Annotated in this window: 13 protein-coding genes; 2 read left to right on the plus strand and 11 right to left on the minus strand. The window is 45.0% G+C overall.

What is annotated here, in order from left to right; all coding sequences use genetic code 11:
* The first annotated feature begins 4 nt into the window (after window positions 1-4).
* Entirely contained in the window at window positions 5-145 is a 141-nt protein-coding gene (locus tag FYJ45_RS33285; RefSeq protein WP_321170290.1) for a KTSC domain-containing protein, read from the plus strand.
* On the opposite strand, the gene FYJ45_RS22190 is transcribed toward FYJ45_RS33285, so the two are convergent.
* On the minus strand, window positions 142-288 hold the full coding sequence (locus FYJ45_RS22190) for a BC1881 family protein (protein ID WP_154467266.1): 147 nt from the start codon (window positions 286-288) through the stop codon (window positions 142-144). The genes FYJ45_RS33285 and FYJ45_RS22190 overlap by 4 nt on opposite strands.
* A 78-nt stretch (window positions 289-366) precedes the next feature.
* Here FYJ45_RS22190 and FYJ45_RS22195 point away from each other — a divergent pair, with 78 nt between their 5' ends.
* Window positions 367-681: a hypothetical protein gene (locus FYJ45_RS22195; RefSeq protein ID WP_154467267.1), complete on the plus strand. Its 315-nt coding sequence runs from the start codon at window positions 367-369 to the stop codon at window positions 679-681.
* Window positions 682-689: 8 nt separating this feature from the next.
* On the opposite strand, the gene FYJ45_RS22200 is transcribed toward FYJ45_RS22195, so the two are convergent.
* From FYJ45_RS22200 to FYJ45_RS22245, 10 genes are all read right to left on the minus strand, one after another.
* Window positions 690-1,361 carry a hypothetical protein gene (locus FYJ45_RS22200; protein ID WP_154467268.1) on the minus strand — a complete coding sequence of 224 codons (672 nt, stop codon included), beginning with the start codon at window positions 1,359-1,361 and terminating at the stop codon, window positions 690-692.
* Complete coding sequence (locus FYJ45_RS22205) at window positions 1,361-1,516, minus strand: hypothetical protein (RefSeq protein WP_154467269.1); 156 nt, start codon at window positions 1,514-1,516, stop codon at window positions 1,361-1,363. Before FYJ45_RS22205 ends, FYJ45_RS22200 begins: the two co-directional genes overlap by 1 nt.
* 16 nt (window positions 1,517-1,532) lie before the next feature.
* On the minus strand, window positions 1,533-2,444 hold the full coding sequence (locus tag FYJ45_RS22210) for an Ig-like domain-containing protein (protein ID WP_154467270.1): 912 nt from the start codon (window positions 2,442-2,444) through the stop codon (window positions 1,533-1,535).
* A gap of 1 nt (window position 2,445) precedes the next feature.
* Entirely contained in the window at window positions 2,446-3,036 is a 591-nt protein-coding gene (locus FYJ45_RS22215; protein WP_154467271.1) for a hypothetical protein, read from the minus strand.
* Complete coding sequence (locus FYJ45_RS22220; protein ID WP_154467272.1) at window positions 3,017-5,257, minus strand: hypothetical protein; 2,241 nt, start codon at window positions 5,255-5,257, stop codon at window positions 3,017-3,019. Before FYJ45_RS22220 ends, FYJ45_RS22215 begins: the two co-directional genes overlap by 20 nt.
* A gap of 2 nt (window positions 5,258-5,259) precedes the next feature.
* A complete protein-coding gene (locus FYJ45_RS22225; RefSeq protein ID WP_154467273.1) occupies window positions 5,260-5,631 on the minus strand; it encodes a hypothetical protein in 372 nt (123 codons plus the stop codon).
* Window positions 5,632-5,680: 49 nt separating this feature from the next.
* Window positions 5,681-9,790: a hypothetical protein gene (locus FYJ45_RS22230; protein ID WP_154467274.1), complete on the minus strand. Its 4,110-nt coding sequence runs from the start codon at window positions 9,788-9,790 to the stop codon at window positions 5,681-5,683.
* Window positions 9,791-10,158: 368 nt separating this feature from the next.
* Window positions 10,159-10,464, minus strand: coding sequence for a hypothetical protein (locus FYJ45_RS22235; protein ID WP_154467275.1), 306 nt, complete (start codon window positions 10,462-10,464; stop codon window positions 10,159-10,161).
* 104 nt (window positions 10,465-10,568) lie between these two features.
* Entirely contained in the window at window positions 10,569-11,024 is a 456-nt protein-coding gene (locus FYJ45_RS22240; RefSeq protein WP_154467276.1) for a DUF6096 family protein, read from the minus strand.
* A 17-nt stretch (window positions 11,025-11,041) separates the two neighbouring features.
* Window positions 11,042-11,452 carry a phage tail protein gene (locus FYJ45_RS22245; RefSeq protein ID WP_154467277.1) on the minus strand — a complete coding sequence of 137 codons (411 nt, stop codon included), beginning with the start codon at window positions 11,450-11,452 and terminating at the stop codon, window positions 11,042-11,044.
* Window positions 11,453-11,468 lie beyond the last annotated feature (16 nt).

The following is an 11,468-nucleotide window of genomic DNA, read 5'->3' on the forward strand; positions in this document are numbered from 1 at the left end:
GTATATTCGTTTTCACTCTGGATCTGTCTACGAATATTATGATGTACCTTCATCCGTGTATAACGGACTTATGTCGGCATCTTCTAAAGGTACATACCATGCTGATTTTATCAAAAACAGATATAGGTACCGCAGAGTCGGCTAATCGGTAATGATGAGAACAATGGCGGGGCCATTTACCAAAATTTCATTGTTTTGGTAAGGCTCCGTACATTGGCAGGTAACTCCCTCTCTCTTCTTTATTTCTTCCACCAATTCATATGTTTTATATTTTTCTATGTCATTCATATCTTCTCTCTTTCTCCGACACTCAGCAGTCGGCAGCTAAATCAGAATTTAGGGAGCCTACTATCCACATGGGATTATTTGACAGACAGCATTGCCGGAAAAGGAACAGCAACAACTGAATCAATTACTTTATCGCGCCCATTAAGTAGATATAAATTCTTATGCATTGAATTTGAAGTAGAAAAAAATCTACCTAATTACAGAGCTTATATGTACGGGAATTTAATTCCCGTATCCAAAATGACGCTCGGAAAAATTAAATGGGCTTTAGCCTATAATAATGCCTGGTCTTCAATAAGAATCGAAAAGTTATCCGATTCAAGTGTAAGTGTTACGCACGAATATAAGAATTATGAAGGTGGGATTGCTTACAGAATCATTGGCATATCGTAACGCCCGCATTACCTAAGCGCAAAATATCGGGCCTGTTCCCCTTTGTGAAGCGAACCACTCAGCGTTATTGTGAATCCGGTATCTGTTATAGTAAGCCATTTATTTTTGGTATATGACGATCCATCAAAACTATTATAGCTATATTGTTCCGTAAATCCACGAGTGGCTTCATAGCGCCATACAACGCTACTACTATAAGTTTCACTATTGCTCATTATGCAGAGTTTCGATGGTCTGAAACCCAACTCATAGCTGACAGCTACATTTGCACTACTGGGAAGGATAATTTCTCCGAATAGAGCGCTACCCAACGGGACCCACACTGAATCAGCACCTCTTACGTACTTAACGCCTTTTTCTTCCTTAAAGGCGAACCCGTTTAAATTCTGAATTAACTGTTTACCTGCCAGTGCCCCCATCATGTAGCCGGCCTGCGTATTAGCCGCTATATCGTCAACATTATCTATAATCTTTGAAGCATCTGCAGCCGCATTAACCGCTGCATTGGTCTTATTTATATCGGCGGCGCCGAAATTGCTCCCTACTTTTTCATACTGAGTTGCATCCTCCAGACACTTTGTGCCGTCACTGTTATCAGTAAAGGTATACCGTCTTTTCCCTCCCATTGTTGATTTCAGGACATCGTCCTGATAATTTGTCGGTAACGTTGCTTTCGCCATTATTTTAATCCACCTTTCTTTGTGCCCAGCCGGTAAGGCAGGCGATACATATTCGGTTCCTGAACCGTTTCTTTTACGGTTACTTCCACTGTATATTTTTCGCCTACCTTTACTGGATTGGGGGTTATTTTGACTGCTGTTATTATTACTCCCATAGCAGTACCTCTATTCTTAATCTTCCACTTTTACGTAAATCGTAAATACTTCTCCGGTTGATACAGGATTCTTTGAATATGTAACTTCTTTGATTACAGGTGCCTTTGTATCAAGCAGAATAGTCCTTGTTACACTTGAAACTTTACCAGCAGAATCTGTGGATGTAACTACAATCGTATTTGTCCCTTCTACCAGGGTTAATGTCGTGCTGAAAGCGCCATTGCTTCCCACCTCTACCGCTGCGGCCGTACCGGAATTCAGTTTTACAGTCACAGTACAAGGAGAAGAGGTCGCATCGTTTGTAGTTCCTGCCACGGTTACCGTTTTGTTATTGGTTGCCAGATTGTTCGTAGGACTGGTCACACTTAACTGAGGCGGTACAGTATCCACGGTAAATGATACTGCCCTTTGCGTAGCCTTATTCCCATCATAATCTGTGGCATCTACTTTTACTGTATGTGAACCATCTGCAAGTGCTGAAGGAATAGCATAGGAGCACTGATATCCACCTGTGATAGCTGTCTTAGTAATTCCTGCAGTTACCTTGCTGCCACTGTCAATTGTTATTGCAATCGTATCAGGATTTACTCCGGAATCATTATCCGTTACTTTCCATGAGACTGTAGGTTTCGCATTGATTAATTTCTGCCCTGCCGTGGGGGAAGTAATTGTGGATACCGGTGATGTTTTTTCATCAACATCCAGTTTCAATGAATTCCCTAAGGTTGCATGTGTATCATTTGCAGTAGCCATATTTCCGGCTGTATCCTCTGCTTTCGCAGTAACTGGATAATAATGTCCGCTGTTATTATTCCAGGAAGATTTTGAAGGCGCCGTTAACTCCTTAAAATATTTCCCGGATGCTGAATCATAAGAAAGTTCCGATTCCACTCCATTAACTATTACAACGACTCTTTTAACTGCCATGCTATACTTTTACTCCTTTCCAGTCCCCTAAGCGGAAACTCAACCGTGCCAGACCGGCCTCCAGGTTATCTAATAATATGTTCATCTGCAGGATTGCCCCTTCAAGCCTATTCAATTCTTCCCAGTCAATAAATGGGCCGTTGTCAAAAAATCTGACTGTCGGCCCATAATCCTGCGTAAATATATGTTTGTTTATAGTATCCAGGTTCTGCTCAAACAGGTTCCATTCATCAGCATGGTAATCCGTTCGATAGCCTATTTTATCAGCTCCCATGTCCTGCACCAGGAAGGCGGCATATAGCTCTGAAGCACGTTCGTTTAGGAATTCCAGATTATTTTTTATCCGATTGTAATCCTCAATATTCACCGGATCGGTCGGCTGCCAATTGGTCTTTGGCGCATGCCATTTTGTCACACCCACCGTTTTATCTGCAATAGCAACATTCCCGCCATCATCATAAGCAGATACCCGCAGGTTGTATTCTCCGGCTTTTTCAGGCGCTTCATGGCTTCCGGTATACATTTCAGCGCCGATCCGCTCCAGGCCTTTCCTTACACCGTTAAACGCCGATTCAACCCGTTCTATTTCCATTGTGCAGCACCACCTTTCTCGCCTTCATCTGCCCGTTCCATCCGCCGGAATACTTCAGCGTATTTTCATAACCGCGAATCATGGGCGCATCCCTCTCCTCATCCTGTTTAAGGTAAAATAAGTCATGAGCATCAATTCGGGGATCGCCGCGGGTTTTCAGCACATACTCCACATCCCCCAGGTAATACTCCGTGAGCCATACCTGCAGGTCACTGGCCTGCTCCACGGTGCTTATCAGCGGATTCTTCCACTCAACCACCTTCCCTGATTGGTTATGCTGAACAGTATAATAATTCTCATCCGTCAGGTATTCACGGCCGGTAAGGCTGTACTTCACAACGGTCTCGGCAGATAATCCGCTGAAGCGCAGAACAGCATAATAATTACTGCTGTCCACAATCTGACAGTTTACGTTTTCATTATCCACCACGGTCGCCGCCAAGTCATAACTGGCCGCCGTAAAATAGACTGTATATTCTGGATTCTCCGGTGATATACTTATTTCTTCTGACTTTAGTTCTTTGTTTTCCTCATTTTCCCGGTATACAGTCCGTTTCACAGAAATTTTCTGAATCTTATCTGCTCTTTTCCCGGTTACTGATAACAGCATTCCGCCGCCATAGGTCAGCGTATAGTCCGTAATGTCGCCAATCAAGATATTGTCCACCGTTATCCGGCTGTTGGGATGTCCGCGGGTAAACACAATCTCCATCCGGTCAAAAAGTTGCATCTGTTCCTGCGTTTCATATACCAGTTCCGTGTCCGATACCGTCCATTCGGCCACTTTCACACCAGCATTATATGTCCGTATCTGGAATTCTTCCGGAGCTACATTGCGGAATCGGATTAAAAGGCCGTAAGCAACAAATGCCGCCTCCAAATCTATCGTAATCTCTGGCGGTTCCTGAAACATGCCGTTTTCATCTGCTATTCCGCTACTGATAAATCCTGTGTTTAGGTAATTTCCGTCCCGCGGCATAAAATAAAGGCTGCCGTCGGCCACCGAGAAATCATTACTCTGCAGTGCATAGGCATCCTTCTTTTCATCTTTTAATATTTTGCTTACGTGACTGTATTCTGTTTCCCCATTACTGGATGATGTCATATCTGGTATGAAGGAGCTACGAATCTGGATAGTCCCGTTCCGGCTCTGCATAAGGGAACAGCGGCCGGCATTGGCAACCATTTGTAGCGCTTCCGTGTGCTTAACCACAGGTATGGGATTGTATGCCATAACCCTTTTCAGATATGGATCCAGGTAATACTCTTCCACACCGGCATCCCGGAATACATCCTCCGCCAGGTCATATAGGCTGATACCCTGCGGCATGTACCTTCCTCGCCGGTATGTCCCATCCAGGTAGTCAAACACATCCGTCGCCGTGAACTTGGCTTTCTGCTCATCCGCAGACCATGATTTCAAGTAACTGTTCTGCGGCGGCAGCCACTCTATGCTTCCGTCATCCAACTCATAACCAAACTTGACATTCACAGCCTGGCCTATCTCCATAAAAGCCAGGGCGCTGTCCGGGTTATCCGGATTGTAATATCCATCGTAATTATTAACCGTCAGGGATACGTCCCAGCTTGGCAGGCTGTCAGTGATTGGGGATACATGCTCTTTCATGCTGTAGGATATCACCTGAGAGTCAGTAAAGGCATTGGCTATGCCACACACAAACTGGTATATCCGCAGCCTTCCCTGCCCATTCACCATTTTTGAAGGCGTGATGCGGAAATAAGACGTCCCACGGAACACATCCTGTGTTGACCAACATGATTTTGTATTCTCATTGTAGGAATGCGCGCCCTGGTCGTTCTCAATCACAAAATCTGTGGGATAACACTCACCGAAATCTATTGTCAGCCCCTTGATATCCAGCCCCGTCACGCCGCCGAAGCTGATATACACCGTCCCCAGTAAATCCTCCGTTACAATTCCCTGCGAAAAAATCACTTTTGCCGGGTCACGGGGAAGGAAATATTTCTTGCCGTCAGCCAGTGTAAAGTCCTGTTCAGCCGTTGCGTAAATATGGTCTATAGCCGTTCCTGTAAATGGGGCATCCGCATCTGAAAAGTATGTGAACCGGTTTCGGCTATCGGCAGCGCCAACATGCTTCTGCGCTTCGGAATTGATTACTCCAATATACACATTGATATGCCCGGGATTACGGAGGATGCTGTTCATGGACTGCTTATACTGCTTACTTACATTTTGCATCCCTATACCCCGCAATCTATAATGTTTACTTTACAATTCACATAAGTGGTAGGCTTCCCATCCTTATCCACCCAGTAAGGCTCTGCTGACCGGTCCCCTGGATACATTTTGAGAGATATATACTCATCTGTCACCGGGTCAGGAAATGTCACCGTTGCGAAAAAATTAGAAAATGCCTGCAATATGAATTTCCACTGCTTGGCAGTCAGCATCGGCCAGACAAGCGCGTTAATTTTATACTGGTCACGGCCGATCCGCTGCGCAACCACCTCGGCCTTTGCGTTCCTTGTGCTGTCAACCGGTGTGGTAACGATTATATTGCATCCACGGGCCGGATACGGGAACTCTACTCCATTCACGTAGATATACGCCATTTTCTCACTTCCTTCCAATAAATAGGGGACACCCGAAGGTGCCCCATCATTACGTAAAAACTATTCCATTTCTTTTGTTTCGTTCACTCAAAGCTTCAAGGCCTTCTCTGGTATCAAATACGACGATACCTTCTTTTTCAAGGATCGCCTGCAGTATTTTCATCATCTGGGTAAGCATAGAAATCACATCCTGGTTTGCTACCGATACACCTGATGCTATACCCTGTATAATCTGGTCATTATTGGCTACTGCTGTTCGCCTTCCCATCGTGCCTACAAGTTCAGGCCCTGCCTCGTTTGCAATAAACAAACTGCCTTCCGATGGGAATCCGCCGTTTGCATAAGCTGATACACTCCCTATGCTTACAGTATTCAGATTTGCCATTTTGCTGACACCAGCAGTCTGAGCCATAGTGTTATACCCGCTGATAAAGGTATTCGCGGCAGATATAACTTTATTCAATCCACTTTCAAATGCCGATAAAATGCCATTCAAAGTATCATTGATTTTTTCCGATATCCCTTTGAAACCAGTATACATGCCATCTTTCATATTGTTTCCAAATCCCTGCCACTTTTCAACAGTGAAAAACGGTATGATACTCTCATTCCACCACTTAGTAAAACCTGTTTTCCACAGGACGGAGAAATCATTCCAGCGTTTCATTATACCATCACTCATTCCCTGAGATATTGTAAACCACTTTTCCTGAGTGAACCACGGCGTAACGCCTTCCTCCCACCACACAGGCAGTGCTTCTTCGCTCCACCATGCAGATGTTATGTTCCACTGGTTCTGAATAGCCTCTGTCATAGGGATAAAGACTTCGCCCCACTTATCCTGTCCGAATAGTTCAAATACACTTTCAAACCATGTAGTTATGGCCTCATTGGTGGATTCCATATTATCCAGAATCCCATTGTTGAAGCCTTCTACCACATAGGCACCCTCCTGCCAGGAAACCTGCGAAGGGGAATTAATATCCCATGCCGCTTCTAAGCCTGCTTTCCCTTCACTCGTCCAATCGTTTATGGCCGTACTGTCTTTTGCCGCGTCTCGTATTCCCTTATCGAACCCTTCCACTACAAAACGGCCATTGTCATTGCCAACCTGATATCCATCAGGCAATATAGCTTCCAAATCAATTAAATCTTTATCCGATAAGGTTGCCTGGAATTCTTTGGCCCCGTCCTTCATTCCCGTACCGTACCGAACCATAATACCGCTTCCAAGCTCATAAAAGCCATCATCATCCGGATTTAGGCCGTTCTGAATTTCGTTATAGATATCTAACGCATCCTGTCCAAGTATTTGTTTGCCATCATCCCCCCAAATACCATGCAATTCATTGATAGCATTCGATGCATCCAAGACTGATGAAGCATAATCAATGCTGCTCATGGCTGTCTGCATTCCTGTATAAGCTTCACTGACATATAAAATTGAATCTTCTATATCATCATAAGCCTTTTTCGCGTTTTCCACCGCAAGTTTAGCTTCATCGAAAGCATTTTTAGCTTCATATAAATCCGCGCTACGGCCATTATAATTGTTAAGCATGTCATTATACTTTGCCTGTGCTTCTGAAAGCTGGTCTGTGCTGTCCTTAAGATTCAATTTTGCATCCAGTTCATCTTTGTAAAGGTCAAGAAGTTTATCCTTTGCCGCCTGCAGCCGATAGTATTCTTCTGTTTTATTAATTAGCCCTTGGAGTGTGTCCTTTTGTATATTTAAGACCCCGGTTTCATCATCGATATAATTTTTCAGTTCCGGTATTAATTCCACCAGATCCTCAGAATACTGCTTCAATAATTGCTTTTCTGCTGCTGTTTTATTTGTTTTATTCGCAAGATCCACATAACGATCCGCAAGGTTGCGGGCCATTTCTATTTCTGCAAAACCGGCATTGTCCACATAGTCTTTTGCGATTTGTGCATTTTCGCTGATCCTTTGAGAATTGGCGTTTATTTTTTCAGAAAGCTCATGCACCTTATCTGCATACTGTCCTATCGGTGTGTTATTTTGTGCTGCGTTTGATACCGCTATTAGCGCACCTGTTATAATCGCTAAGCTTCCTGCCATTGCAAGTATCGGATTAGTAGCCATCCATGTTGCCGCTGCTTTAAAAAAATCGTCTAACGCTACATATAGGCCTGTAATTCCTAAGCTAACTGCATCAATAACTGTTGTCACGGTCTTATACGTAATGAAAGTAACTAATACTCCCTCTATTGCCCCGGCTATACCAGCCAGGACGGTATCAGGTATTTTATTTAAGGCACTGAATAATCCGTCAAGCGCTTTGGCAACGCCATTGATAATATCAGCTAAAACCGGGCTTAATACATCTACAAGTCCAAGAGAAAGCTCAATAAGCCCTCCACCTATGCCAACTACAAATTTTGATATGGCCTCAAAAAATGATTCAAGCGCAACGTTTATCCCGTTCCAGTCTATTTTTTTCCCAAAGTCAATCAGTACCTCCAGTAAGGAAGGCAGGCCTTTGTTCATCACCCACCTTCCAATAGGTACAAGTAAATCACGATAAAAGCTTAGCATTCCTTTGAATACGAGTTTTGATATATCCAATAATACATCATAAAACTGTTTCATCAGGTTACGTAACCGAAGCCAATTGATACTATTTGCCAAATCTGAAGTGATATCAAGTAAATCAGGAAGCCCATTTTCCAATGTCCATTTTCCTAAAGGTAATAATACATAGATATAGAAGTCTTCCAGCGTCCCACTTATAGCGTCAATAGCAGGTTTTATAGACGCAGTAAATTTTTCGAATGATTTCATAAACGGCTTAAAATCTAATGTCTTCGTCCATTCTACAGTGGCATCTGCAGCGTTTCGGATATGCCTGATTACAATTGCAAAAATATCCCTGATATTCTCAAGAATTTTTAAGCCTGTTTCGTTTTCATTCCATGCCATCCGAAAGTTTTTTGCCAAATTTCCTGCTATCTGTCCTATATCGCCAATGATATGAAGCACATCAGAAAATATCTGAATGGTTTCTTCCTGGTTCCAAACTGTCAAGAAATCCCTTCCGATATCCTTTGCCAGTTTTTTTATTTCTCCAAGAGCGTATTTCCAGGAATCCATCACATACTGGACTTCCCGATCCCAGGCTTCCCTCAATGGTGCAAACAACTTTCCAGTGATGTCCTTAATCTTCTTCGCCAGGTCTTTGTACTTGCCTTCCACCTCCACGGTTTCAAACATGTCGGAAGGGGATACGCCTCCCGCTCCGCCGCCAGAGTCCTGCTGCTGCTGAATAAAATTCAGCTCATCAATGCCCAGCGTTGCATTTTTGATATCCTTTGCCGCCTTTTTGGCCGCGCTCCCGGTCTTGTCCAGGCTGGCCGCATAATCCTCATTGATGCCTACTGCCTGTATTACAGTTCCTTTTCCAGTTAAGGCTGCAAACAATTGTCCTATCGCATTGGCTGCCGTAATGGCAAGCTGGATTATCTGATTCAGCGCCGGAGCAAATATGTTTAACACCGGTGCGGCCGCGACTGCAAATGCGTTCTGAAGCTGAATTAAACTGGAATGCAAAAGGGACAAAGACTGGTTTGTCGAATCACTGTACTGTGCCAGATTCTCAAAACCTTTCTTTGCCCCTTCTATTGTGCTGCGCATGATTTGCCTTATCAGCATCAGCTTAAACATATTCCCCAGACGGAAGATGCTCTTTGACAACTTGTCGGCGCTGAATCGGCAGCCATCCGCGGCGCTCTTATGCTTATGCAGGCCAGCCGTAACTCCTGCAATTTTCCCCTTCACCTTATCCATCACAGCTGCAGTGCCGCTCATGGCCTTCCGGAAGCGTTCCATACCGGACGCTCCGCCGCTGCCGGCTTTTTCAAGCCGTTCCTGCGTCTGGGCGGCTTCCCCGCGGAGACGGTCAAGTTTCTGCGTGGCAAGTTCCAGTTCCGCGGCAAGCTTCTTCACTTCCGCTGTGCTCTCCGGGTTCATCCGTGCCTCTTCCAGTTTCCGGTTCAGGTCAATTACCTTATTTTCAAGTTCATCATACTTCGGATTCAGCTCATCAATCTTCCGTATAACTTCATCAAGGCCATGAGGCTTTAGCCCCTGCGCTTCCCAGGAGCGCATTTCAGACAACTTAGACAGCAGCGGCTGCATTTCCTTGTCAACAGCGCCCAGCGCTCTCTCTGCCTTTTTCAGCTCCGTTTCAAGGAAGGAAACGGAACTATTCCTTGCCCCGCCGCTGTTCATGGCATCCAACTTATTCCTCAGATTTTCCACCTTTGCGGCCTGTGCATTGATTGCCTCTGTCTGCTTATTCAGTTTATTTGTAAGAGCGTCAACTTCCTTCCCCGCGGAACCGGTGGTCACCTTATTAACGGCATCATGGATACGTTCCGTACACTTATTAACTGCCGCAGTAACTTTCTCAGTTTTGGCTTTTACCGCATCGATTTCTTTCTTATAGGCTTCTGCCTTGGCTTCGATAACTACTTGCAGCCTTTCCAGCGTTGTACCTTCTGCCATTATGGTTCACCTCCTTTGGCTTCCCGGATCCGGGCGTTATGTTCCGCCGCCGCTGCCCTTAAGCGGGCATTCCGTTCCTCAAGCTGCTTCTGATATTTCTTCTTTTCAGATTCTTCATTTTTAGGGAATAAGGAAGGATAATAAACCTCAACCGTTCTAAGCGGATGCGCTTCATCGATACCGCCAAATGCCTGCCCTATCTGTAGCGCCTGAATCTGCAGAGCAACCGCCAGGTTCTTAAACTCTTCCAGTTTTTCCTTCTGCCGGCGTTCTTCCCGCTTCCGATGGGCAGTCATTACATCCATAATCTCAGCAATGCTGTAACCCCAGAAAGCTTCAGGGCTATATCCCAGCTCAAGAAATCCAGGATACAGCCCCTCTATGACGTCCGTAACTCTATCATCAGGTGTTACATCTCTTCCCTGGCCTTCCCCATCGTTTCCGACAGGTCCTCCGCCAGACTCTTGGAGAAAAAACCGCTTACCATAAAGATTTCCATATACACGCCAGCATAGAACTCCAACTGGGATCCACCGTTCTCCATGTAACGGTCAAATAATGCTTCCACATCTTTCATCTTGACACTGTGGTGCCAGGGCTTCATGGCAACGTGTGCGACATCCAACATTACGGTCAACGGCGGCATTGATTCACCGTCATGCGGCTGCATCAGGTTGATAACATTGGTCTTGTACCGGCTTTCCAGCTCTTTGATACCCGCAGTACTGAGTTTCAGCTGGTATCCGGTGTCTCCTACATTCCATACAGCAAAACCTATACTTTTTTTCTTCTCAGCAGCTGCTTCCTCTTTTTTCTCTGCAGCTTCCTCGATTGATACCACTTTTTCTTCCGGGAAATAATTCATCTTTCATAACCTCCATCTTAAGCCGGGTCCACAATGGTAATCTCACTCTGCAAAGCCATCGTCACATCAAACTGGATTACACCATTGACACCGCCACCGGTACGCTTCACGGATACTTTTGCGTCAAACTGTATTTTCGTACCGTCAGCGTCCGTTTCGCAAAAGGATCCGACTTTGCCGGCGGCTTCCATTGCACGCAGTGTACGGTAAGGACAATCTGCCTTTGAGTTATCATACAGGAACTTGTATACCAGTTCCCCGGCATCCCCAATTCCTACATCGTACTTTTTCACCTTATCCTTCAGTACGGTGATAGCCACCTTCTCCGGGGTATTGCCCACCTCCGGGATTTCCTGCAGCCCAGGCAGATCCGTATATTCCGCAGATTCACCTTTTTTCACACCAAGTTCTGCTCCATTCGCTAACATGCTTTATTCCTCACTT

Origin of the sequence: Eisenbergiella porci, assembly GCF_009696275.1 — a bacterium.
GTDB lineage: Bacteria > Bacillota > Clostridia > Lachnospirales > Lachnospiraceae > Eisenbergiella > Eisenbergiella porci.